Origin of the sequence: Geopseudomonas sagittaria (assembly GCF_900115715.1) — a bacterium.
Classification (GTDB): Bacteria; Pseudomonadota; Gammaproteobacteria; order Pseudomonadales; family Pseudomonadaceae; genus Geopseudomonas; species Geopseudomonas sagittaria.
Map to the genome: position 1 here is coordinate 31,001 of NZ_FOXM01000013.1, position 23,127 is coordinate 54,127.

Consider the following 23,127-nt stretch of genomic DNA (forward strand, 5'->3'; position numbering starts at 1 on the left):
GCCGCGAGGTCGCGCCTCCCGCAAGGGGCTGGGAGGCTCAGCCCCGTCGGGCGTGGTACAGGCTGACCGTGCGGAATTCGTCGGGCTCGGCCAGGTCCGGCCAGGTGCAGGCCTCCAGCACGGCCAGGCGCCGGTACAGCGGATGCTGGAAGTCGCGCACCCGCGAGTCGGCCACCAGCGCCTCGCGGCCGCGGGACAGGAAGGCGTCGAGCAGCGGCAGGTTGGCGCGGTCGTAGAGCACGTCGGCAACCAGGATCAGGTCGAAGCGATCCGCCTCGGCGAAGAAGTCCGCCGAATAGCCCAGCGCGACGCCGTTCAGTGCGGCGTTGGCACGGCAGGCGGCCAGGGCCTGCGGGTCGAGATCGCAGGCCACCACCTCGACCGCACCGGCGCGGGCGGCGGCGATCGCCGCCACGCCGCTGCCGGCACCGAAGTCGAGCACCCGCTTGCCGCGCACCCACTCGGGGCGCTCGGCCAGCCAGCGGGCCAGCGCCAGGCCGCTGGCCCAGCAGAAGCACCAGTACGGCGGCTCCTCGAGGATGCGCCGGGTCTCCTCCGGGCTGAAGGCGCGGTCCATGTTGGCGGCGTCGATCAGCCACAGGCGGATATCGCTGCCCGGCAGCGTGGCGGGGCTCAGCTGCGCATCGCCGAGCAGGGCGTGCAGCGGGGCGAGCAGTTCGGCGGGCGGATGGGGCATGGGCGGCTCCGGTGCGTTGGTCCGGGCGTCCTTATAACCCGCTGCCGGCGGCTTGTCTTGACTGCGCCATGGGTTACCATGACCGCCCACTTTCTCCCTCTGCCGGCCGAGCCATCATGCACTGTCCCTTCTGCGGCGCCCACGACACCAAGGTCATCGACTCGCGTCTGGTCGCCGAGGGCCAGCAGGTGCGCCGGCGCCGCGAATGCCTGGCCTGCCAGGAGCGCTTCACTACCTTCGAGACCGCCGAGCTGGTGATGCCGCGGCTGATCAAGTCCGACGGCGTGCGCCAGCCGTTCGACGAGGACAAGCTGCGCGCCGGCATGCAGCGCGCGCTGGAAAAGCGTCCGGTCAGCGTCGAGCGTCTCGAGGAGGCCATCGCCCACATCAAGCACAAGCTGCGCGCCACCGGCGAGCGCGAGGTGAAGTCGCGGGTGGTCGGCGAGATGGTGATGGACGAATTGCGCCGCCTCGACGAGGTGGCCTACATCCGCTTCGCCTCGGTGTACCGGCACTTCCAGGACCTCGACCAGTTCCGCGAGGAAATCGAGCGCCTGTCCCGCGAACCCGGCAAGGGCTGATTTCCCATGCAAGATTCCCTGCAGGCCGCTGATCCGGCCTACATGGCCCGTGCGCTGCAACTGGCGCGCCAGGGCCTGTTCTCCACCCATCCCAACCCGCGCGTCGGCTGCGTGATCGTCGCCGACGGCGAGATCGTCGGCGAAGGCTGGCACGTGCGCGCCGGCGAGCCGCACGCCGAGGTGCATGCCCTGCGCCAGGCCGGCGCGCGCGCGCGCGGCGCCACCGCCTACGTGACCCTCGAACCGTGCAGCCATCACGGGCGCACCCCGCCGTGCGCCGAGGCGCTGGTCCGCGCCGGGGTCGGCCGGGTGGTCGCGGCGATGCAGGACCCCAATCCGCAGGTGGCCGGGCGCGGCCTCGCCCTGCTGCGCGCGGCCGGCATCGCGGTGGCCTGCGGCGTGCTGGAAAGCGAGGCGCGCGAGCTGAATGTCGGCTTCATCAAGCGCATGGAGCGGGGCCTGCCGTATGTGCGGGTCAAGCTGGCGATGAGCCTGGACGGGCGCACCGCCATGGCCAGCGGCGAGAGCCAGTGGATCACCGGACCGGCCGCGCGCGCGGCGGTGCAGCGCCTGCGCGCGCGCTCCAGCGTGATCATCACCGGCGCCGATACCGTGCTGTTCGACAATGCGCGCCTCACCGTGCGTCCCGACGAGCTGGGCGTGGCGGCCGAGCAGGCGGCTCTGGCCGCGGGCCGGCCGCCGCTGCGCGTGCTGATCGACGGCCAGCTGCGCGTGCCGCTGAGTGCGGCCTTCTTCCAGGCCGGCCCGGCGCTGGTGGCCTGCTGCGACGATGACGGCCGCGCCGCCGAGTACCAGGCCGCCGGCCACGAGCTGCAGGCCCTGCCGCGCGGCAACGGCCATGTCGATCTGCCCCTGCTGCTCGCCGGGCTGGCCGCCGGCGGCGCCAACGAGGTGCTGGTGGAAGCCGGTCCGCGTCTGGCCGGCGCCTTCGCCCGCAAGGGCCTGGTCGACGAGTACCAGATCTTCATGGCCCCGCAGCTGCTCGGCTCCAGCGCCCGGCCGCTGCTCGACTGGCCGCTCGAGCAGATGAGCGAGGCGCCGCAGCTGGCGATCCGCGAGATCCGCGCGGTGGGCAACGACTGGCGGATCATCGCCGTACCGGCCTGACCCATCCGCCCTGCGCCGGGCTGCGGTGCGCCGCGCTGGCAAAAATATGGTACAAAGTCCCGCGCGGTCGTCAGCGGCCGCGACGTTCTCAGGGCGGGGTGCAATTCCTCACCGGCGGTGATGGCGCAGCCTGCGCCCAGCCCGCGAGCGCTTGTCTTCCCGCATGGGGCCGGCAAGGTCAGCAGATCCGGTGCGATTCCGGAGCCGACGGTTACAGTCCGGATGATAGAGAGCGGGATTCCTGCCACGGGGCGGCCCATCCGCGCCCGCGCGATCCCTTCCTGTCCGTGCCCTGTTTTAGCCAAAACAGGAGTTCGACCATGCAAGTGAAGACCCCCATCGTGATGCGGGAGGCCTGATGTTCACCGGAATCATCGAAGCCATCGGCAGCATCCGCGCCATGACCCCCAAGGGTGGCGACGTGCGCGTGTACGTCGCCACCGGCAAGCTCGACCTGGGCGACGTCAAGCTCGGCGACAGCATCGCCGTCAACGGCACCTGCCTGACCGCGGTGGAACTGCCCGGCGACGGCTTCTGGGCCGACGTCAGCCGCGAGACCCTGACCCGCACCGCCTTCGGCGACCTCAAGGTCGGCAGCCCGGTCAACCTGGAGAAGGCGCTGACCCCGACCACCCGCCTCGGCGGCCATCTGGTCAGCGGCCACGTCGACGGTGTCGGCGAGATCGTCTCGCGCGCCGACAATGCCCGCGCCATCCAGTTTCGCGTGCGCGCACCGCGCGAGCTGGCCAAGTACATCGCCCTCAAGGGCTCGATCACCGTCGACGGCGTCAGCCTGACGGTGAACGCGGTGGATGGCGCCGATTTCGAGCTGACCATCGTCCCGCACACCCTGCAGGAAACCATCATGGCCGACTACCGCAGCGGCCGGCGGATCAACCTCGAGGTCGACCTGCTGGCGCGCTACCTGGAACGTCTGCTGCTCGGCGACAAGGCCGCCGAGCCCCATGCTTCCGGCATCAGCGAAAGCTTCCTGGCCGAGCACGGTTACCTGAAAGGCTGAACCGCCCTGCAAGGGCTTTACCCACGAATTCTGAAAGGGGGTGCCTGTGGCGCTCAACAATATCGCCGAGCTGGTCGAGGACATTAGCCAGGGCAAGATGGTCATTCTCATGGATGACGAGGATCGCGAGAACGAAGGCGACCTGATCATGGCCGCCGAGTGCGTGCGCGCCGAGGACATCAACTTCATGGCCAAGCATGCGCGCGGGCTGATCTGCATGCCGATGGACCGCGCGCGCTGCGAGCGCCTCGGCCTGCCGCTGATGGTGCAGCGCAACGGCTCGGGCTTCGGCACCAAGTTCACCGTGTCCATCGAGGCCGCCGAGGGGGTGACCACCGGCATCTCCGCCGCCGACCGCGCGCGCACCGTGCAGGCCGCCGCGGCCCGCGAAGCCAAGGCCGAGGACATCGTCAGCCCCGGCCACATCTTCCCGCTGATGGCCCAGCCCGGCGGCGTGCTGGCGCGCGCCGGCCACACCGAGGCGGCCTGCGACCTGGCGCGCATGGCCGGCTTCCAGCCCAGCGGGGTGATCTGCGAGATCATGAACGACGACGGCAGCATGGCCCGCCGCCCGGAGCTGGAAGAGTTCGCCGCCGAGCACGGCATCAAGATCGGCACCATCGCCGACCTGATCCACTACCGGCTGGTCCACGAGCACACCGTCGAGCGCATCTCCGAGCGCCAGCTGGACAGCGAGCTGGGCCAGTTCAAGCTGTACACCTACCGCGACCAGGTCGAGGGCCAGGTGCACCTGGCGTTGATCAAGGGCGAGATCAAGGCCGACGAGCCGACCCTGGTGCGCGTGCACAACATGGACCCGCTACGCGACCTGCTCAGCGTCAAGCGCCCGGGCCGCTGGAGCCTGCGCGAGGCGATGATCAAGGTCGCCGAGCAGGGCAGCGGCGTGGTCCTGCTGCTCAACCATGCGATCAGCGGCAACGAGCTGCTGGCCCTGCTCGAGGAGCAGCTCGGCGGCGGCAAGCCGGCCGAACCGACCACCTACAGCACCGTCGGTGCCGGCTCGCAGATCCTCCGCGACCTGGGCGTGCGCAAGATGCGCCTGCTCAGCTCGCCGGTCAGGTTCAACGCGATATCCGGCTTCGATCTGGAAGTTGTAGAATACGTCACCTGCGAATAACGCTATCTGTGAATAACACCTCGGGGCGCACTGGCGCCCCGGCTCTTTATCTGGAATCCGTCATGACCCTGAAGACCATCGAAGGTACCTTCATCGCCCCCAAAGGCCGTTACGCCCTGGTGGTCGGCCGCTTCAACAGCTTCGTCGTCGAAAGCCTGGTGCAGGGCGCCATCGACGCCCTGGTGCGCCACGGCGTCAGCGAAAGCGAACTGACCATCATCCGTGCGCCGGGTGCCTTCGAGATCCCGCTGGTCGCCCAGAAGGTCGCCCAGCGCGGCGAGTTCGACGCCATCATCGCCCTCGGCGCGGTGATCCGCGGTGGCACCCCGCACTTCGAGTACGTGGCCGGCGAATGCACCAAGGGCCTGGCCCAGGTGTCGCTGCAGTTCGGCGTGCCGGTCGCCTTCGGCGTGCTGACCGTCGACTCCATCGAGCAGGCCATCGAGCGCTCCGGCACCAAGGCCGGCAACAAGGGCGCCGAAGCCGCGCTGTCCGCCCTGGAAATGGTCAGCCTGCTGGCGCAGCTGGAGGCCAAGTGAGCGAGCACGACAGCCAGACCCCGGGCCCCAAGGCCTCGCGCGGCAAGATCGCCATGCGCCAGAAGGCGCGCAGCCTGGCGGTGCAGGCCCTGTATTCGTGGCAGCTGGCCGGCCAGCCGATCAACGAGATCGAAGCGCAGTTCCGCGTCGACAACGACTTCAGCGATGTCGACGGCGCCTACTTCCGCGAGATCCTCCACGGCGTGCCGCGCCTGAAGTCGGAGCTGGACGCGGCCTTCGCACCCTGCCTCGACCGTCCGGTGGAGGAGCTCGATCCGGTGGAGCTGGCGATCCTGCGCCTGTCCACCTACGAGCTGCTCAACCGCGTCGACGTGCCCTACCGCGTGGTGATCAACGAGGGCATCGAGCTGGCCAAGGTCTACGGCGCTACCGACGGTCACAAGTTCGTCAACGGCGTGCTCGACAAGCTGGCGCCGCTGCTGCGCAGCGCCGAAGTGCGCGGCAAGCGCAGCTGATCGCCTGCCGATGGCTGCCCTCGGCGAATTCGAGCTGATCCACCGCTACTTCGCCGCAGCGGCCTGCGCCGCGCCGGCTTCCGGCGTGGCGCGCGGCATCGGTGACGACTGCGCGTTGCTGCAACTGCCACCCGGCGAACAGTTGGCGGTGTCCACCGACACCCAGGTCGCCGGGGTGCACTTTCCCCATGCCCACGATCCCTTCCTGCTCGCCCAGCGCGTGCTGGCCGCGGCGACCAGCGATCTGGCGGCGATGGGCGCCACGCCCGTCGGCTTCACCCTGGCGCTGACCCTGCCGAGTGCCGATCCGGCCTGGCTGGAGAACTTTGCCCGCGGCCTCGACGTCATGGCGCGCGCCTGCCAGCTGGCGCTGATCGGCGGCGACACCACCCGCGGTCCCCTCAACATCAACGTCACCGTGTTCGGCCGCCTGCCGGTCGGCCAGGCGCTGTTGCGCTCGGGTGCGCGCCCCGGCGATCTGCTGTGCATCGGCGGGCCGACCGGCGAGGCGGCGGCGGCCCTGCCGCTGGTGCTTGGCGAGCGTGATCCGGCCGGTGCGGGCGATGCCGAACTGCTGGCGCGCTACTGGACGCCGCAGCCGCAGCTGGCCCTCGGTCAGGCCCTGCGCGGCCTGGCCAGCGCGGCGCTGGACGTCTCCGACGGCCTGCTCGCCGACTGCGGGCACATCGCCGAGGAGTCGGCGGTGCGCGTGGTCATCGACGCCGAGCGCGTGCCACTGGCATCCGCCCTGCGCGCGGCGGCCGGCGCGCGCGCCCTGCAGCTGGCGCTGAGCGGCGGCGACGACTACGTGTTGGCCTTCACCCTGCCGCCCGCCGCCCTGCCGACGCTGCAGGCCGGCGGTCTGCCGTGCCATGTCATCGGTCGGGTCGAGGCGGGCAGTGGCGTGTGCGTGCTCGACCGCGACGGTCGCGACATCACCCCTGCCGCCGGCGGCTACCAGCATTTCGGAGGCCCGGATGGCCAAGCCTGAGCGTCCCGACGTCGCGCCTGACTCGATCTGGCGCGATCCCTGGCAGTTCATCGCCTTCGGTTTCGGCTCCGGTGCGCTGCGCAAGGCGCCGGGCACCTGGGGTACCCTGGTCGGCCTGCTGTTCGTGCCGCTGCTGCAGCTGCTGCCGCACTGGGGCTACGGCCTGATCCTGCTGCTCGGTTCGCTGTTCGGCTGCTGGCTGTGTGGCAAGGTAGCCCGCGATCTGGGCGTGCACGACCACGGCGGCATCGTCTGGGACGAGATCATCGGCATCTGGATCACCCTGTGGCTGGTGCCGCCGGGCTGGCAGTGGCTGCTGGCCGGCTTCGTGCTGTTTCGTCTGCTGGACATCCTCAAGCCCTGGCCGATCAGCTGGGTCGACCGCCATGTGCACGGCGGCGTCGGCATCATGCTCGACGACCTGCTCGCCGGCATCGCTGCCTGGGGCCTGCTGCACGGGTTGGTCTGGCTGCTCGGCTGAACCCCGAATTCCCACGCCCCTGCTCCCGCGCGGGAGAGGGCGGACAAAAAGGAGATTTGTCATGCGTTGCTTACTCGCTTTCTGTGTCGGCGTGCTGCTGAGCGCCCCCTTGGCCGCGGCGCCCCAGGTGCAGGTGGTCGGCCTGTTCCCCGGTGCCGCGGTGGTCACCGTCGACGGCCAGCGCCAGCTGCTCAAGGTCGGCCAGAGCGGCCCGGCCGGGGTCACCCTGGTCAGCGCCGATGCGCGCGGCGCGGTGCTGCGCGTCGATGGCGTCGACAAGCCATACAGCCTGTCGCGCGAGTACAGCGGCGCCGGCTACGCCGAACCGCAGCGCCAGCAGCTGAGCATCGCCCGCGGCCAGGGCGGCCACTACTGGGTGGCCGGCTCGATCAACCGCCAGGGCGTGCAGTTCCTGGTCGATACCGGCGCCAGCTCGGTGGCGATGAACGAGGCCCAGGCCAGCCGTCTGGGCCTCGACTACAAGACCCGCGGCATCCCGATGCAGGTCAACACCGCCGGCGGCGTGGTGCCGGCCTGGAGGATGACCCTCAATAGCGTCAAGGTCGGCAGCCTCGAACTGCTCGGCGTCGAGGCGGCGATCATCGCCGGCGGCTCGCCCGGCGAGGTGCTGCTGGGCATGAGCTTCCTCAATCGCGTCGGCTGGCGCGAGGAGCAGGGGGTGCTGCGCCTGGAGGGCAAGCACTGACCGCGGGAGTCGATCCGCTTGCCGCTGGCGCCTGCCCGGCGGCATAGTCGTCAGATTGCTCAAACCGGAAGCGCCCCATGAAGAAGACCTCGCCAGCCCCCGACGTCGGCTGCGGTGCCGCGACCCTGCAGCTGCACCGTGTCGCCATCGACACCTACCGCGAGAACGTCGCCTACCTCAACCGCGACTGCGGCGTGTACCGCGCCGAGGGCTTCCAGGCGCTGTCCAAGGTCGAGGTGCGCGCCAACGGCCGGCGCATCCTCGCCAGCCTCAACGTGGTCGACGACCCCGCCATCGTCGACTGCGGCGAGCTGGGCCTGTCCGAGGACGCCTTCGCCCAGCTCGGCGTGGAAAATGGCCATCCGGCGACCATCTCCCAGGCCGAACCGCCGTCGTCGATTCCCGCCCTGCACCGCAAGATCGCCGGCGAACGCCTCGACCGCGAGGATTTTCGCGCCATCGTCCGCGACATCGCCGAGCACCGCTATTCGAAGATCGAACTGACCGCCTTCGTGGTCGCCACCAACCAGGGCGAGCTGGACCGCGAGGAGGTTTACTTCCTCACCGATGCGATGACCGGCGTCGGCCGCCGCCTCGACTGGCACGAGCACCCGGTGGTCGACAAGCACTGCATCGGCGGCATCCCCGGCAACCGCACCTCGATGCTGGTGGTGCCGATCGTCGCCGCCCACGGCATGCTCTGCCCGAAGACCTCGTCGCGAGCGATCACCTCGCCGGCCGGCACCGCCGACACCATGGAGGTGCTGGCCAACGTCGAGCTGCCGTTCGCGCGCCTCGAGGAGATCGTCCGCGAGCACCGCGCCTGCCTGGCCTGGGGCGGCACCAGCGAGCTGTCGCCGGCCGACGACGTGCTGATCGCCGTGGAACGGCCGCTGTCGATCGACTCGCCGGGACAGATGGTCGCCTCGATCCTCTCCAAGAAGGTCGCCGCCGGTTCCACCCACCTGGTGCTGGACATTCCGGTGGGGCCGACCGCCAAGGTGCGTTCGATGCCCGAGGCGCAGCGCCTGCGCAAGCTGTTCGAGTTCGTCGCCGGGCGCATGGGCCTGACCATCGACGTGGTGATCACCGACGGTCGCCAGCCGGTGGGCAGCGGCATCGGTCCGGTGCTGGAGGCGCGCGACGTGATGCGCGTACTGGAGAACGATCCGCGGGCGCCCAACGACCTGCGCCAGAAGGCCCTGCGCCTGGCCGGGCGGATGCTCGAGTTCGACCCCGACGTGCGCGGCGGCGACGGCTACGCCATCGCCCGCGACATCCTCGACTCCGGTCGCGCGCTGGCCAAGATGCAGGCGATCATCGCCGCCCAGGGCCACAAGGCGTTCGACCACAACGCGCCGGCGCTGGCGCCGCTGAGCTTCGAGGTGAACGCCGCGCAGGCCGGCGTGGTGGTGGCCATCGACAACCTGCTGCTGGCGCGCATCGCCCGTCTGGCCGGCGCGCCCAAGGTGCAGGGCGCCGGGGTCGACCTGCTGTACAAGCTCGGCGAGCGGGTCGAGGCCGGGGCGCCGCTGTACCGCGTGTACGCCGCCTATCCGGCCGATCTCGAGTTCGCCCGCCAGGCCAGCCAGCGCAGCGGCGGTTTCACCCTGGGCAGCGCCGACGAGCTGCCGCACCTGTACGTCGAGTTCTGAGGAAGGTCATCGATGAGCGCACTGCTGCTGTATTTCGCCGACGAACGCGCCGCCGCCGAGCGTCTGGCCGCGACGGCCGGCCTGCCCTGCGCGGAGATCGAGCGCCACCGCTTCCCCGACGACGAGCTGCGCCTGCGCCTGCCGCTGGCGGCGGGCGAGGCGCTGGCCGACACCCTGGTGCTGTACCGCAGCCTCGACCGCCCCAACGAGAAGCTGGTCGAGCTGCTGCTGGTGGCCGGCGAGGCGCGCCGTCTCGGCGCCCGTCGCCTGCTGCTGGTGGCGCCGTACCTGGCCTACATGCGCCAGGACATCGCCTTCCATCCCGGCGAGGTGGTCAGCCAGCAGGTGGTCGGCCGCTTCCTCGCCGAGCGCTTCGATGCGGTGCTCACCGTTGATCCGCACCTGCACCGCATCGAAACGCTGGCCGAGGCGATTCCGCACGGCGCCGCCGTCAGCCTGTCCGGCGCGCCGCTGCTCGCCGAGCTGATCGCCAGCAAGGTCGCCAACCCGCTGCTGATCGGTCCGGACGCTGAGTCGCGGCAGTGGATCGAGGCTGCCGCCGCCGGGCATGGCTTCGACTTCGGCGTGTGCAGCAAGGTGCGCCACGGCGACCGGCAGGTCGATATCGCCCTGCCCGCGCTGGCGGTGCAGGGCCGCGCGGTGGTGCTGCTCGACGACGTGGCCAGCTCCGGGCGCACCCTGGCGCGCGCCGCCGAGCTGCTGCTGGCCGCCGGCGCCGCCTCGGTGGATGCGGCGGTGACCCATGCGCTGTTCGCCGCCGATGCCCTGGAGATCATCCGCGCCGCCGGCGTGCGCGAGGTGTGGAGCAGCGACTGCATCGTCCATCCGAGCAACGCGGTCAGCGTGGCGCCGCTGCTGGCCGGCGCGTTGGCGCAACTGGGCGTCGGTACGGCAGGGGAAGGCAATCCCGACTGACTTCCTCGGCGATGCTGCTGTTACAATCGACGCCTTACATCTCGCAGGAGTGTCCCGGTGCCCGTCGTCTTTGTCGCCGCCTCGAAGCTGCCAACCCCCTTTGGCGTGTTCACCATGCATGGCTTTCTCGATGAGGCCACCGGCAAGGAGCACGTCGCCCTGACTCTGGGCGACGTCGCCAACGGCGAGCCGGTGCTCGGCCGCCTGCACTCCGAGTGCCTGACCGGCGACGCCCTGTTCAGCCTGCGCTGCGACTGCGGCGCCCAGCTGGAGGCCGCGCTGGCGGCCATCGCCGCCGAGGGCCGCGGCGTGCTGCTGTACCTGCGCCAGGAGGGCCGCGGCATCGGCCTGCTCAACAAGATCCGCGCCTACGAGCTGCAGGACGCCGGCGCCGACACCGTCGAGGCCAACGAGCGCCTGGGCTTCGGCGCCGACCAGCGCGACTACGCCATGTGCCGGCCGATGCTCGACCACCTGGGCATCAGCGCCCTCAAGCTGATGACCAACAACCCGCGCAAGCTCAAGGCGCTGGAGACCTACGGCATCCGCCTGGCCGAGCGCGTGCCGCTGCACAGCGGCCTCAACCCGCACAACAAGCACTACCTGGCGACCAAGGCCGGCAAGCTCGGCCACCTGCTCGGCAGCCTGCATCAGGGCGAGACGGAGTGAGCCAGGCCAGTGTGCAGCGGCCGCTGTTCGCCCGCCGCTGGTGGGGACTGCTGGCCGTGGCGCTGCTGCCGCTGGCCCTGCTCGGCGCCTTCGGCCCCGAGCGCGCGCCGCTGGCGGACAGCCTGGCCATGCCGCTGTTCATCGCCGCGCTGCTGAGCATGTTCGTCGGCTTGCCGCTGTTCCGCCGCTACAAGCATGCGCTGATCGCCTGCGGCCGCGCCCTCAACGGCGCGGACGAAGGCGCCGCCTGGGCCGAACTGGCGCTGGCGCAGCGTTACGGCCTGCTCGGCGCCCTGCTGCCGGCCTGGTTCGCCGCGCTCGGCCGGCTGGCCGACCTGCACGGCGTGCCGGTGCTGCTGCTGGTGTTCGCCAGCGTGCTGATCGCCATCCTCTACCGACTGCCGCGCCAGCTGCGCTGATGCGCCGCCTGCTGTTCGCCGTCCTGCTGCTCGCCAGCGCGCTGGTGCAGGCCGGGCAGGACGGCGCCCGGCGGGTGGTGGCGCTGGCGCCGTCGCTCAGCGAGATCATGGTCGAGCTGGGCGCCGCCGAGCGTCTGGTCGGCGTGCTCGACGGCGGCCCGCGGCCGCCGGCGCTGGCCCATCTGCCCTCCCTTGGCCGCCATGGCCAGCTCAGCATGGAAAGCCTGCTCAGCCTGCAACCGGACCTGATCCTGCTCTGGCCGGACAGCGTCGGCCCGGCGGTGCAGGTGCAGCTGCAGAGTCTCGGCATTCCGCTGATCGAGGCGCAGCCGCACAGCCTCAACGAACTGGCCGGCCAGCTGGCGGTGATCGGTGCCGCGGTCGGCCATGCCGAGGAGGGCGAGCGGCTGGCCGCGCGGATGCGCGCGGGCGTGCGCGAGCTGGCACTACGGCATGCGCGCGCCGAGCCGCTGACGGTGTTCTATCAGGTCTGGGAGCGGCCGATGTACACCCTCGGCGGACAGCAGATCATCAGTGACGCCTTGCGCCTGTGCGGCGCGCGCAACGTGTTCGGCGATCTCGCGCTGCCGGCGCCGCAGGTCAGCGTCGAGTCGGTGCTGGCCCGCGATCCGGCGGTGATCCTGGTCGGCGAACCGGGCCAGGCCGGCGCCTGGCAGGCCTGGCCGCAGCTGACCGCGGTGCGCCGCGGCCAGGTGTGGGAGGTGCCGGACGAGGGTATTGAGCGGCCTAGTTTCCAGATGCTCGCCGCTACGGCGAGGCTGTGCGAATTGCTGGCGCGGGCGCGCTGAGTGCCTACTGCGTGCAACTACATAAGGATTTTGCGAGCAGGCGGGCGAATTAGGGCTGGTGTTGGTCGTGGGTTTCCACTGCTCTGAAAAAACAGAAGGCCCCACAGGGGCCTTCTCCAAGGGCAGACTGCCGCTTAAATTTTCGGCGTCCAGACGAACCCTAGCAGCGCGGTACGGCCTGCCTGTCGGTAGGCATAGCGTGTGCCCTCGTGTTCGTACAGAGCTTGCTGGTAATCCTTGTCCATCAGGTTGTCGATCTTGGCCTCCAGTTTCAGCTCGGGGGTCGCCTGCCAGCTGCCGCGAAGGCCCAGCAGGCCGTAGCCAGCCAGTTCGTACTTGTTGTTCGGGTCGTCGTAGCTGCTGCTGACTGCCCGCCAAGTGGCACCCACGGCGAAGTCACCGAAGGTGCGGTCCAGATCAAGGCTGAGGGTGCGGCGCGCACGGCGGTTGAGGGTGTGGCCGCTGTCGCGGTCGCGCGGATCGACGAAGGCGACACCCAGCTGGCCCTGCCAGCCGAACAGCTCCTGTTGCAGTGCGGCCTCGAAGCCGTGGATGCGCGCCTTGGCGATGTTCTGCGGGATGAAGTTCTGGTCGCTGGCGATCGCGTCCTCGATATCGGTGCGATACAGCGAGGCCTCCAGGCGGGTGGTCTCGGCCAGCTCGCTGCGCCACTGCAGCTCGTAGCTCTTCGAGTGCTCGGGCTTGAGGTTCGGGTTGCTGTAATCCGGGTAGTAGAGGTCGTTGAAGGTCGGCGCGCGGAAGCCTTCGCTGTAGGACAAGATCAGGTCGTTGGCGGCGTTCAGCGGCAGGGTCAGGGCGCCGCTCCAGGTGTTCTCGCTGCCGAACTGCTCGTTCTTGTCGTGGCGCAGGCCCAGTTCGGTGGAGAAGCTCTCGCCCTCGTAGCGGTGCTGGACGAAGGCGGCCTGGTTCCAGCGCTGCTGCTCCTCGAAGGCGGTGTTGCTGTTGAGCTGGTCCTCGTACCAGTCGGCACCCAGCAGCAGGCTGTGGCTGTCGCTCAGGGTCAGGGTGTTCAGCCAGTTCACCGAGTCGCGGTAGGTGTTGAACACGCCGCGCTCGTCGCTGAGCTTGTCCAGGCTTTCCTCGCGGTTCTCGCTGTGACCTACTTCCAGGCGGCTGCCCCATGTGTCGTTGATCTGCGCGTCCAGATAGCTGGAGACGCTGCTGACGGTAAAGTCGCTGTACGGAGCCTGGCCGACCGACTCGAAGGTGGTCATGTCGAAGCGGCCGAAGGGGTTGTCGAATTCGGTGCGGCCGCGCTGGTCGAGCACGTTCACGCCGGCCTCGATGCTGTCGTTGAAGCTGTGGCTCAGGCTCAGGCTGAAGGCCTTGTTGCGGTAGGCGTCGTGGTCCTGGTCGGAGGCGTAGGAGGTGCCGGTGCGATCGATGCCGTCGGTCTCGTCGAGGCTGCCGGCCAGGCTGAAGCGGGTCTGCCCGTCGCCGCCGGAGAGGCCGGCGCTGCGCTGCCAGGTGTGGTTGCTGCCGTAGCTCGCGCGTACGAAGGGCTTGAGGCCTTCGCCGGCACTGCGGCGGGTGAAGATTTGCACCACGCCGCCGATGGCGTCGGCGCCGTAGACCGCCGAGCGCGGGCCGCGCAGCACCTCGATGCGTTCGATCTGATCGACGTTGATGTGCTGCAGGTTGCTGTCGCCGGAGCTGGCCGAGCCGATGCGCATGCCGTCGACCAGGACCAGGCTCTGTGCCGACTTGGTGCCGCGAATGTACAGGCTGGCCAGGCTGCCGCTGCCGTTGTCTGTCACTTGCACGCCGGGCACCCTCCTTAGCAGTTCGACCACCGAGGTCGGCTGCAGACGCTCAATATCGGCGCGCGAGAATACGCTAGTGGCTGTAGTGGCTTGTGCACGAGGCTCGGCCTGACGGCCGGAGGTGATCACCAGCGCCGGTACCTTGAGTTGCTCTTCAAGGCTGCCGGGCTGTTCGACAGCCAGCAGGCTGGCAGGGAGAACGCTGACGGCCAGCGCCAGACGGGAAAACTTCATCAGGAAATCCTCAAAAGTGATGGGCAGACTTTCGAGGAGGGCAGGAACCAGCGACGCGCCCGCGCGGCGGGGCGTGACTGACGGTGCGGCCCTCCGCAACACCTGTCGAATCCGTCGGGGCCGGTCTCCGGGCTGTCGACGCGCACCGCGCTCGCCTTCCCATGCGCGAGGCACAGTGGCGGTTGAGCGGGCGGCGATCCGTGGGATCGCGGTCGATTACCGTTGCGGGGGCAGCGCCGGGATTGTCCGCAGACGCACCGGCTTCCCGTTTAATGCCGGCCAATGCCGGCACACCCTGACGAAAAGTAAAACGCCGCGCACCTTAGTGCGCGGCGTCATGGAACTCAAGCGGCTTTCAGACGACTTGAGTTGAATCTTTCTCAAGCAGCGCCAGGCGCTGACGCACCGCGGCTTCGATGCCGGCGGCGTCGAGGCCGCATTCGGCGAGCATCTCGCTCGGCTTGGCGTGCTCGACGTAGTAGTCGGGTAGGCCGAGGTGCAGCAGCGGCTTGACGATGGCCTCGGCGGCGAGGAATTCGCCGACCGCCGAGCCGGCGCCGCCCATCACGGTGTTCTCCTCGATGGTCACCAGCAGCTCGTGGTGGCTGGCCAGCTGGCGCACCAGGGACTCGTCCAGCGGCTTGACGAAGCGCATGTCGACCACTGTGGCGTCGAGCCGCTCGGCGACCTGCAGGGCTTCGGCCAGCTGCACGCCGAACACCAGCAGGGCGACCCGCTGGCCCTGGCGACGCACCACACCCTTGCCGATTTCCACCGTCTGCAGCGCCGGGTCGATCGCTGCGTTGGGGCCGCTGCCGCGCGGGTAGCGCACCGCCGCCGGGCCGCGGTGGTGGTAGCCGGTGGAGAGCAGCAGGCGCAGCTCGTTCTCGTCGCTCGGGGTCATCACCAGCATGCCGGGGATGCAGCGCAGGAAGGAGATGTCGAAGCTGCCGGCGTGGGTCGGGCCGTCCTCGCCGACCAGGCCGGCGCGGTCGATGGCGAACAAGACGTCGAGGTCCTGCACCGCCACGTCGTGGATCAGCTGGTCGTAGGCGCGCTGCAGGAAGGTCGAATAGATCGCCACCACCGGTTTGGCGCCCTCGCAGGCCAGGCCGGCGGCGAGGGTCACCGCGTGCTGCTCGGCGATGGCGACGTCGAAGTAGCGCTCCGGGAAGCGCTCGGCAAAGGCCACCAGATCGGAGCCTTCCTTCATCGCCGGGGTGATGCCGATCAGCCGTTCATCGCGCGCGGCCATGTCGCACAGCCACTGGCCGAATACCGCCGAGTACTTCGGCCCTGCGGCCTTCTTGGGCGCCTGTTCGCTGCCCGGCTCGAGCTTGCTGATGGCGTGGTAGCCGATCGGATCGGCCTCGGCCGGCGCGAAGCCCTTGCCCTTCTTGGTGACGATGTGCAGGAACTGCGGGCCCTTGAGCTCGCGCATCTTGCGCAGGGTGGCGACCAGGGTCGGCAGGTCGTGGCCGTCGATCGGGCCGATGTAGTTCCAGCCCAGCTCCTCGAACAGGGTGCCGGGCACCAGCATGCCCTTGGCGTGTTCCTCGGTGCGCCGGGCGATTTCCCAGGCGCCGGGGATGCGCGAGAGGATCTTCTTGCTGCCCTCGCGCATGCTGGCGTAGGTGCGGCTGGAGAGGATCTTGGCCAGGTAGTTGGACAGGCCGCCGACGTTCTTGGAGATCGACATGTCGTTGTCGTTGAGCACCACCAGCATGTCGGCGTTGGTTTCCGAGGCGTGGTTGAGCGCCTCGAAGGCCATGCCGGCGGTCAGTGCGCCGTCGCCGATCACCGCCACGGTGCGCCGCTCGTTGCCCTGCAGGCGGTTGGCCAGCGCCATGCCCAGCGCGGCGCTGATCGAGGTGCTCGAGTGGCCGACGCCGAAGGTGTCGTACTCGCTCTCCGCGCGGCGCGGGAAGGCGGCCAGGCCGTCCTTCTGGCGCAGGCTGGCCATGCGCTCGCGGCGCCCGGTGAGGATCTTGTGCGGGTAGGCCTGGTGGCCGACGTCCCACACCAGACGGTCGCGGGGCGTGTCGTAGACGTGGTGCAGGGCGATGGTCAGTTCGACCACGCCGAGACCGGCGCCGAAATGCCCACCGGTGCGTGCCACGGTGTAGAGCATGTACTGGCGCAGCTCGTCGGCCAGGGTCTCCAGCTCGCCTTCGCTGAGGGTGCGCAGCGCGGCGGGGCTGTCGATGCGGTCGAGCAGGGGCGTGTCGGGCCGCTGGCGGGGAAACTCGTGCAGCGTCTTGGGCATCGGACGGGTTCGGCAGTCGGACAAAAGATGCGGGAGTTTACCCGAAGCAGCGCGGCCTGCCCAAGCCGGGCGAAGGTCGAGAGACAAGGGGCGGTGTGCTGCCTTGCCCCCCTCTCCCGGTTCCGGGAGAGGGGCCGGGGGTGAGGGCGAGCAGCCGTGACGCTTCCACCCTCACCCCAATCCTCGGCTTGAGCCTGCTGCGTCGCCCTACCTCCTGCATCCCTGCAGTCGTCTCCCGCCAGCGGGAGACGGGGCTGCCTGCTGCCGCTCAGTGACTGCGCGCGACGATGTAGCGGGCCAGCTCGCGCAGGGCGTCGGCGCGCGAGTCGAAGGGGGCGAGGGCGGCCAGCGCCTGGTCGCGCAGCTCGCCGGCATAGGTCTTGGCCGCATCGAGGCCGAGCAGGGCCGGGTAGGTCGGCTTGTCGTGGGCCTGGTCCTTGCCCTGGGTCTTGCCGAGGGTGGCGGTGTCGCTTTCCACGTCGAGGATGTCGTCCTGCACCTGGAAGGCCAGGCCGATGGCGCGGGCGTAATCCTGCAGCGCCTGCAGGCTGGCGGCATCGCTGTGGCCGCTGGCCAGGGCGCCGAGACGCACGCTGGCCTCGATCAGCGCGCCGGTCTTGTGGCGGTGCATGGTTTCCAGCGCGGCCTGGTCGAGCCTGTGGCCGACCGAGCCGAGGTCGATGGCCTGGCCACCGGCCATGCCGGCCGGACCGGCGGCGTGGGCCAGGCTGGCGAGCATGCGCAGGCGGGTGTCGGCGTCCACCGGCGACAGGCTGGCGTCGCACAGCACCTCGAAGGCCAGCGCCTGCAGGGCGTCGCCGGCGAGGATCGCGCAGGCCTCGTCGAAGGCGATATGGGTGGTCGGCTGGCCGCGGCGCAGGTCGTCGTCGTCCATCGCCGGCAGGTCGTCGTGGACCAGCGAGTAGGCGTGGATCAGCTCCACCGCGCAGGCGGCGCCGTTGGCCTGCTCGGCCGCGCCGCCGAGGGCCTCGCAGGCGGCGTAGGCGAGCAGCGGGCGCACGCGCTTGCCGCCGTTGATCACGCTGTAGCGCATCGCCTGGTAGAGGCGGGCGAGTTCTGGCTGCGGGGCGACGAACAGGGCGTCGAGGGCGGCATCGACACGCGCCTGGCAGCGGGCCTGGTACTGCTGGAGACTCATTGCGCCTCGCCCTCCGCGTCGAAGGGCGCGGTCTCGCCGCTCTGGCCGAGGAGGATCTGCACCTTCTGTTCGGCCTGGCTGAGCGCGCCCTGGCATTCGCGGGTCAGGCGGATGCCTTGCTCGAAGGCGGCCAGCGAGTCCTCGAGGGACAGCTCACCACTTTCCAGGCGCTCGACCAGCGTCTGCAGTTCGGTCAGCGACTGTTCGAAATCGGGGGTGGCTTTCTTGCGGGCCATGGCGGCAGTCTCGGGCGGCGGAAAACGGGCGCGACACTAGCAGAGCCGCGGCCGGCGGGCAAACGGCGGGCGGCTCGAGCCAAGGCAATCGCGCCATGTTCAGACCGACACCGAATGCGCCCTCTCCCGCTGGCGGGAGAGGGGAGACAGGCGCCGCGCCTGCCGTGCTCAGGCGATCGCGCCGGGCAAGCGGCTCAGCGCCCGTAGGTCGCCCAGAAGTAGTACAGGGTCATGCCGCTGCCCACGGCGATCACCAGGACGCGCAACCAGCGCGCGGGCAGGCGCTGGCCGAGCGCGCCGCCGACATAGCCGCCGAAGGTGGCGCCGGCCAGCAGGATCAGCAGCTCGCTCCAGCTGACCCGCCCGGCGATGATGAAGGTGAGGCTGGCGACGCTGTAGATCACCGCGGAAATCAGGTTCTTCAGCGCATTGGCGCGCGCCAGGGCATGGCCCTCGATGGCGAAGGCGGCCAGCTGCAGGATGCCCATGCCGGCGCCGAAGTAGCCGCCGTACACCGACACCAGCGAGTGGGCGCCGAGCGACAGCGGGCCGTGCGGCGGTACGGCCGTCGCCTCGCGGCGGCGCGCGGCGAGCAGGCGGCTGAGCCACGGGCTGGCGGCGAACAGCGCGGTGGCGGCCAGCAGCAGCCAGGGGATCAGCACGCGGAACACCTCGTCGCCACCGGCCAGCAGCAGCAGGCCACCGCCCAGGCCGCCGGCCAGACCGGCCGCCAGCAGCGGCAGCAGGTAGGGGCCGAGCGGGCGCAGCGAGCTGCGTGCGGCCCAGGCGCCGGCGATGCTGGCCGGCCACAGGGCCACCGCGTTGGTGGCGTTGGCGGTGACCGGCGGCAGGCCGGTGGCCAGCAGCGCCGGGAAGGAGAAGAAGGTGCCGCCGCCGGCCAGGGCGTTCATGCCGCCGGCGGCGAAGCCGGCGAGCAGCAGCAGGAGCAGGTCGCTGAAGGGCATGGAATGGTCTCTGCACTCAATTGGTGCGCCAGCTTAGCAGCTGGCGGCGGTGCTGTTGCCGGTCGCGTCGGTGCGCGATGCCTGGCAGGGGTGTTCAGGCGTTCACCAGGCTGGCGCTGGAGGATGCTTCGCTGTTCTGGACGCAGGCCGCGGCCGACTGCGGGCGGCCGAACAGGAAACCCTGCAGGCGGTGGCAGCCGTTGCGGCGCAGGAAGTCGGCCTGGCGCCGGTTTTCCACGCCCTCGGCGACCACCTGCATGCCCAGCTGTTCGGCGATCACCAGGATGCCGCGCACCAGCGCCACCGACTCGCGGCAGTCGGGCAGGCCGGCGACGAACTGGCGGTCGATCTTCACCCCGTCGAAGGGGAAGAACTGCAGGTAGGCCAGCGAGGCGTAGCCGGTGCCGAAGTCGTCGAGGAACAGGGTCAGACCGGCCTGCTTCAGCGCATGCAGGGTGTCGAGGACCTGCTGGTCGGCATCCAGCAGGGTGCTTTCGGTGATCTCCAGCTCCAGGCGCTGCGCCTGCGGCTGTTCCTCGGCGAGGATCGCCAGCAGCGTGCCGGCGAGGTCGCTCTGGCGGAAATCCAGCGGCGACAGGTTGACCGCGATGCCCCAGTCGCGCCCCTCCGCCTGCCACTGGCGCTGCTGGCGGCAGGCCTGGCGGAACACCCAGCGGGTGGCATCGAGGATCAGCCCGGTCTCCTCCAGCACCGGCATGAACTGCGCCGAGCCGACCAGGCCGCGACGCGGCGAGTGCCAGCGCAGCAGGGCCTCGAAGGTGCGCTGCTGCCCGCCGTCACGGTCGATCTGCGGCTGGTAGTACAACTCGAATTCGTCGCGGGCCAGGGCACTGCGCAGCTCGGCCTCGAGCTGGCGGCGCTGTTCGGCGTCGTCGGCCAGGCTGTGATCGAAGTGGGCGAGGCGGTTGCGCCCGCGGCTCTTGGCCTGGTAGAGGGCGAGGTCGGCGGCCTTGAGCAGCTGGGAGGCGCTGGTCTGGCCGTCGGCATGCAGGGCGATGCCGATGCTCGGCGTGGTGAACAGCTCGTACTGGCGCACATGGAACGGCTGGCGGAAGGCCAGCAGCAGCTGCTCGGCCACGGCGTCGGCCTGGCCGGCCAGCTCCGCGGAGAGCAGCACGATGAACTCGTCGCCACCGAGGCGGGCGAGCAGCGCGCCGGGCGGCACGTACTTGCGCAGGCGCTCGGCCACGCCGCGCAGCAGCTGGTCGCCGATCTCGTGGCCGAGGGTGTCGTTGATCCGCTTGAAGTGGTCGAGGTCGATGAACAGCAGGGCCTGCGCCTCGCCGCACTGCAGGCCGAGCTCGAGGCGGGCGAGCAGATGGGTGCGGTTGGCGATCCCGGTCAGCGGATCGAAGTGGGCGAGATAGTGCAGGCGGTTCTCGGCCGCCTTGCGGTCGCTGATGTCGCGCACCAGCAGCAGCTGCAGCGCCTGGCCGCTGCGCAGGAAGGGCGTGCACGAGGCTTCCAGCGGGAAGCTGGTGGTGCCGCGGCGGGCGGCGAACTCGAGGCTGCAGTTGGGCTGGGCGAGCAGGCGGGCCCAGGCGTCCTGGCCGAGCAGCAGGTCGTCGGCGCTCTGCGCGCACAGCTGTTGCGGCGGGCAGTCGAAGATCTGCGCGGCGGCCGGGTTGGCCGAGTCGATGCGTCCCTGCGGGTCGATCACCAGCATGCCCACCGGTGCGGCGTTGATCAGGCTGCGCAGCTGCTGCTCGCTGTCGCGCAGGGCGCGGCGCTCGTCCTCGAGCTGGCCGATCATGTGGTTGAGGTGCTGGGCCAGCTGGCCGATGGCGTCAGCGCCGCCGATCTCGGCGCGCACCAGGTTGTTGCCGGCGGCAAAGGCGTCGGCCACGGCGGCCAGGCTGCTCAGTCGGCGCCTGCTGCGCTGGCGGTGGTGCAGGCCGAGGAGGATGCCGCACGCCAGCGCCAGGAAGACGAGCAGGGCGAACAGGCCGGGCAGCTGGGGAAGGGGCATGGGCAGACGGGTCCTGCGAAGAGGCGTGCCACATTAGCGGAAAGGCTCGCTGAGGAAAATCCTGGCGGAAACCTGTGGGCATAAAAAAGCCCGCCTTGTGGGCGGGCTTTCCGTAGCGGGTTCGGCTTACTTCTGGTAAGCCGCAACCGCCTTGAGAATCAGTTGGCGGGCTTCTTCGGCGCCGCCCCAGCCTTCGACCTTGACCCACTTGCCCTTCTCGAGATCCTTGTAGTTCTCGAAGAAGTGCTTGATCTGCTCGATCAGCAGGGCCGGCAGGTCGGTGTATTCCTGCACGTCCTTGTACAGGACGGTCAGCTTGTCGTGCGGTACGGCCACCAGCTTGGCGTCGCCGCCGGCCTCGTCGCTCATGTTCAGCACGCCGACCGGACGGGCGCGGATCACCGAACCGGGGGCCACCGGGTAGGGGGTCACGACCAGCACGTCGAGGGGGTCGCCGTCGTCGGCCAGGGTGTGCGGGATGAAGCCGTAGTTGGCCGGGTAGAACATCGGGGTGGCCATGAAACGGTCGACGAACAGGCAGTCGCTGTCGTGATCGATCTCGTACTTGATCGGCGCGTGGTTGGCCGGGATCTCGATGGCGACGTAGATATCGTTCGGCAGGTCTTTGCCAGCCGGGATCTTGCTGTAGCTCATGGGTGACTCCAAAGGGTCAGGGCCAAAATTTGGCGCGGATTATAGGCGCATTCGTGCCGATGCGCCACGTTGTCGCAGCCGCTCAGTGCATGGCCGCCGGCAGGGCGGCGGTCAGCGGGGCGAGGCGGGTCAGCGGGTCCTGGCGGTAGAACGCCTGCAGCTGCGCGTACACCGCGGGAAAGGCGGCGTGCAGCAGGTCCGGGGCGCTGAAGAAGTATTCGCTGGCGACGGCGAAGAACTCGCCGGGGCTTTCGGCGGCGTAGGGATCGATGGCGGTCGCGGCGTCGGGGTCGCGGTCCAGTTCGGCGTTGAGGGCATCGAAGGCCGTCTGCATGGCCTGGGTCCAGTCGCTCAGGCGCATGTTGGCATGCAGCGGCGGCAGGCCGTTGGCGTCGCCGTTGAGCATGTCCAGCTTGTGCGCCAGCTCGTGGATCACCAGGTTGTAGCCGTCCAGCGTGCCGCTGGCCGCCACTCCCGGCCAGGCGAGGATTACCGGGCCCTGCTGCCAGGCCTCGCCGCTGCGCTCGTCGTCCCAGACGTGCTCGATGCCCGCCTCGTCGCGGTGGCGTTGCGGGCTGACGAAGTCGTCGGGATACAGCAGCAGCTGGTGGAAGCCCTGGTACCAGTCGAGATCGGGCAGGTGCAGCAGCGGCAGGCAGGCCTGGGCGGCCAGGCGCAGGCGCGCGGCATCGTCCAGCGCGACGCCGGGCAGGGCACTCAGGTGCTTGTCGTGGAGGAACAGCAGGCACAGCTCGCCGAGGCGTTGGCGCTCGGCGTTGTCGAGGCCGGCGAGGATCGGCAGCTCGGCACACACCGCGGCCCACAGTTGCGGGTCGAGCGGATGGCGGGCGAGCAGACGGCGGCGGCGCCAGTTGCGGAAGAACACGGCGGACAGTCCCGGTGAGCGGCGAAGGCGATGGCCGATTGTACGCCATCGGTGCCCCGCCGCGGCCGGGCGGGGCGCTCCTGGGATGGTTCGAACGGATTGCGTTGCTCGGCCCTTGGCGGGCGAGGGGGAGGCAGGACGGCCGGCGGCTACTTGCGCCGCCACTGGCCGTCGAGGCGGATGAACTGGCCGGGCGCGGTCTTCTCCACCGCCTTCTTGCCGGCCATCGCCTCGACGTCGCGCAGCTGGATGCCGTTCTGGGTGGCCAGCCGCTGGTATTCGGCACGGCGGGCCTGGTTGATCAGGCGGGCGATCTCGGCGGCCTGGCCGCCGGGCTGGACCACGCCGAGATAGCCATCGGTCTGCTCGCCCAGCTGGCCGGAAGCCTTGGCGGCCGGCAGGGCGGTCATCGCGCCGGACAGGTCGAGGGCCAGTACCGGCAGGCTCAGGCACAGGCTCAGCAGCAGGGCGGTGATGCGGGGCGGGAAGGTCATGTCGGGCTCCTCAGAACAGGCCGCTGGATTCGTCGAGAATGTTGTCCAGCGCCTTGTCGACCTTGATGTAGATCTCGTGCTCGATCTTCACGTTCAGGTTGATGTTGATCGGCTCCTTGGGTGCGGCCAGCTGCACCGTGGGAGTGCAGGCGCCGAGCAGCAGGCCGAGCAGCAGGGCGGAACCGATGTAACGCAGGCGCATGCTTGCGGTCT

The 23,127-nt window shown here is 70.0% G+C and carries 25 protein-coding genes and 2 riboswitches; of the genes, 14 read left to right on the forward strand and 11 right to left on the reverse strand.

Annotation, left to right across the window (positions count from 1 at the left end; all coding sequences use genetic code 11):
• Positions 1-37: 37 nt before the first annotated feature.
• Positions 38-697, reverse strand: coding sequence for a class I SAM-dependent methyltransferase (locus BM297_RS15535; RefSeq protein ID WP_092433106.1), 660 nt, complete (start codon positions 695-697; stop codon positions 38-40).
• Between the two features lie 116 nt (positions 698-813).
• On the opposite strand from BM297_RS15535, the gene nrdR reads away from it, so the two are divergent.
• The 14 genes from nrdR to BM297_RS15605 all read left to right on the forward strand — a co-directional run bounded on the left by nrdR (position 814) and on the right by BM297_RS15605 (position 12,246).
• On the forward strand, positions 814-1,278 hold the full coding sequence (nrdR, locus tag BM297_RS15540; protein ID WP_090306461.1) for a transcriptional regulator NrdR: 465 nt from the start codon (positions 814-816) through the stop codon (positions 1,276-1,278).
• Positions 1,279-1,296: 18 nt separating this feature from the next.
• On the forward strand, positions 1,297-2,406 hold the full coding sequence (ribD, locus tag BM297_RS15545) for a bifunctional diaminohydroxyphosphoribosylaminopyrimidine deaminase/5-amino-6-(5-phosphoribosylamino)uracil reductase RibD (protein ID WP_092433279.1): 1,110 nt from the start codon (positions 1,297-1,299) through the stop codon (positions 2,404-2,406).
• Between the two features lie 80 nt (positions 2,407-2,486).
• A riboswitch (FMN riboswitch) is annotated at positions 2,487-2,644 on the forward strand.
• Between the two features lie 120 nt (positions 2,645-2,764).
• The gene (locus tag BM297_RS15550) at positions 2,765-3,427 is read left to right on the forward strand and encodes a riboflavin synthase (RefSeq protein ID WP_092433107.1); all 663 of its coding nucleotides are present in this window, start codon (positions 2,765-2,767) and stop codon (positions 3,425-3,427) included.
• Positions 3,428-3,473: 46 nt separating this feature from the next.
• Positions 3,474-4,565 carry a bifunctional 3,4-dihydroxy-2-butanone-4-phosphate synthase/GTP cyclohydrolase II gene (gene ribBA / locus BM297_RS15555; protein WP_092433108.1) on the forward strand — a complete coding sequence of 364 codons (1,092 nt, stop codon included), beginning with the start codon at positions 3,474-3,476 and terminating at the stop codon, positions 4,563-4,565.
• A 62-nt stretch (positions 4,566-4,627) separates the two neighbouring features.
• Positions 4,628-5,104 (forward strand): 6,7-dimethyl-8-ribityllumazine synthase, encoded by a 477-nt coding sequence (gene ribH, locus BM297_RS15560; protein ID WP_090306466.1) that lies wholly within the window; start codon positions 4,628-4,630, stop codon positions 5,102-5,104.
• Positions 5,101-5,580 (forward strand): transcription antitermination factor NusB, encoded by a 480-nt coding sequence (nusB, locus tag BM297_RS15565; RefSeq protein WP_394328022.1) that lies wholly within the window; start codon positions 5,101-5,103, stop codon positions 5,578-5,580. The genes ribH and nusB overlap by 4 nt, the downstream gene beginning before the upstream one ends.
• A gap of 10 nt (positions 5,581-5,590) precedes the next feature.
• Entirely contained in the window at positions 5,591-6,571 is a 981-nt protein-coding gene (thiL, locus tag BM297_RS15570) for a thiamine-phosphate kinase (RefSeq protein WP_092433110.1), read from the forward strand.
• Complete coding sequence (locus tag BM297_RS15575) at positions 6,558-7,052, forward strand: phosphatidylglycerophosphatase A family protein (protein ID WP_092433112.1); 495 nt, start codon at positions 6,558-6,560, stop codon at positions 7,050-7,052. Before thiL ends, BM297_RS15575 begins: the two co-directional genes overlap by 14 nt.
• Positions 7,053-7,113: 61 nt before the next feature.
• The gene (locus tag BM297_RS15580) at positions 7,114-7,758 is read left to right on the forward strand and encodes a retropepsin-like aspartic protease family protein (protein ID WP_092433113.1); all 645 of its coding nucleotides are present in this window, start codon (positions 7,114-7,116) and stop codon (positions 7,756-7,758) included.
• A 77-nt stretch (positions 7,759-7,835) separates the two neighbouring features.
• The gene (locus BM297_RS15585) at positions 7,836-9,413 is read left to right on the forward strand and encodes a thymidine phosphorylase family protein (protein ID WP_092433114.1); all 1,578 of its coding nucleotides are present in this window, start codon (positions 7,836-7,838) and stop codon (positions 9,411-9,413) included.
• A 12-nt stretch (positions 9,414-9,425) separates the two neighbouring features.
• Positions 9,426-10,349 carry a ribose-phosphate diphosphokinase gene (locus BM297_RS15590; RefSeq protein ID WP_092433116.1) on the forward strand — a complete coding sequence of 308 codons (924 nt, stop codon included), beginning with the start codon at positions 9,426-9,428 and terminating at the stop codon, positions 10,347-10,349.
• Positions 10,350-10,406: 57 nt separating this feature from the next.
• Complete coding sequence (gene ribA, locus BM297_RS15595) at positions 10,407-11,018, forward strand: GTP cyclohydrolase II (RefSeq protein WP_092433118.1); 612 nt, start codon at positions 10,407-10,409, stop codon at positions 11,016-11,018.
• Positions 11,015-11,437 (forward strand): MFS transporter, encoded by a 423-nt coding sequence (locus BM297_RS15600; protein ID WP_092433121.1) that lies wholly within the window; start codon positions 11,015-11,017, stop codon positions 11,435-11,437. Before ribA ends, BM297_RS15600 begins: the two co-directional genes overlap by 4 nt.
• Positions 11,437-12,246 (forward strand): cobalamin-binding protein, encoded by an 810-nt coding sequence (locus BM297_RS15605; protein WP_092433125.1) that lies wholly within the window; start codon positions 11,437-11,439, stop codon positions 12,244-12,246. Before BM297_RS15600 ends, BM297_RS15605 begins: the two co-directional genes overlap by 1 nt.
• 134 nt (positions 12,247-12,380) lie before the next feature.
• Here BM297_RS15605 and BM297_RS15610 read toward each other — a convergent pair whose 3' ends face one another.
• The 10 genes from BM297_RS15610 to BM297_RS15655 form a co-directional block, all read right to left on the reverse strand.
• A complete protein-coding gene (locus BM297_RS15610; protein ID WP_092433128.1) occupies positions 12,381-14,264 on the reverse strand; it encodes a TonB-dependent receptor domain-containing protein in 1,884 nt (627 codons plus the stop codon).
• Between the two features lie 101 nt (positions 14,265-14,365).
• Positions 14,366-14,577: riboswitch (cobalamin riboswitch) on the reverse strand.
• A gap of 42 nt (positions 14,578-14,619) precedes the next feature.
• The gene (dxs, locus tag BM297_RS15615) at positions 14,620-16,530 is read right to left on the reverse strand and encodes a 1-deoxy-D-xylulose-5-phosphate synthase (protein WP_092433130.1); all 1,911 of its coding nucleotides are present in this window, start codon (positions 16,528-16,530) and stop codon (positions 14,620-14,622) included.
• A gap of 268 nt (positions 16,531-16,798) precedes the next feature.
• On the reverse strand, positions 16,799-17,689 hold the full coding sequence (ispA, locus tag BM297_RS15620; RefSeq protein WP_092433133.1) for a (2E,6E)-farnesyl diphosphate synthase: 891 nt from the start codon (positions 17,687-17,689) through the stop codon (positions 16,799-16,801).
• Positions 17,686-17,925: an exodeoxyribonuclease VII small subunit gene (locus BM297_RS15625; protein ID WP_092433136.1), complete on the reverse strand. Its 240-nt coding sequence runs from the start codon at positions 17,923-17,925 to the stop codon at positions 17,686-17,688. Before BM297_RS15625 ends, ispA begins: the two co-directional genes overlap by 4 nt.
• Before the next feature lie 194 nt (positions 17,926-18,119).
• Entirely contained in the window at positions 18,120-18,890 is a 771-nt protein-coding gene (locus BM297_RS15630; protein WP_092433139.1) for a sulfite exporter TauE/SafE family protein, read from the reverse strand.
• Between the two features lie 94 nt (positions 18,891-18,984).
• A complete protein-coding gene (locus BM297_RS15635) occupies positions 18,985-20,880 on the reverse strand; it encodes a putative bifunctional diguanylate cyclase/phosphodiesterase (RefSeq protein WP_092433141.1) in 1,896 nt (631 codons plus the stop codon).
• A gap of 126 nt (positions 20,881-21,006) precedes the next feature.
• On the reverse strand, positions 21,007-21,534 hold the full coding sequence (ppa, locus tag BM297_RS15640; RefSeq protein WP_092433143.1) for an inorganic diphosphatase: 528 nt from the start codon (positions 21,532-21,534) through the stop codon (positions 21,007-21,009).
• Positions 21,535-21,616: 82 nt separating this feature from the next.
• On the reverse strand, positions 21,617-22,420 hold the full coding sequence (locus BM297_RS15645) for a M90 family metallopeptidase (protein ID WP_092433144.1): 804 nt from the start codon (positions 22,418-22,420) through the stop codon (positions 21,617-21,619).
• A gap of 149 nt (positions 22,421-22,569) precedes the next feature.
• Complete coding sequence (locus BM297_RS15650) at positions 22,570-22,914, reverse strand: YdbL family probable chaperone protein (RefSeq protein WP_092433146.1); 345 nt, start codon at positions 22,912-22,914, stop codon at positions 22,570-22,572.
• A 10-nt stretch (positions 22,915-22,924) separates the two neighbouring features.
• Positions 22,925-23,116, reverse strand: coding sequence for a YnbE family lipoprotein (locus BM297_RS15655; protein WP_092433148.1), 192 nt, complete (start codon positions 23,114-23,116; stop codon positions 22,925-22,927).
• Positions 23,117-23,127: the final 11 nt, after the last annotated feature.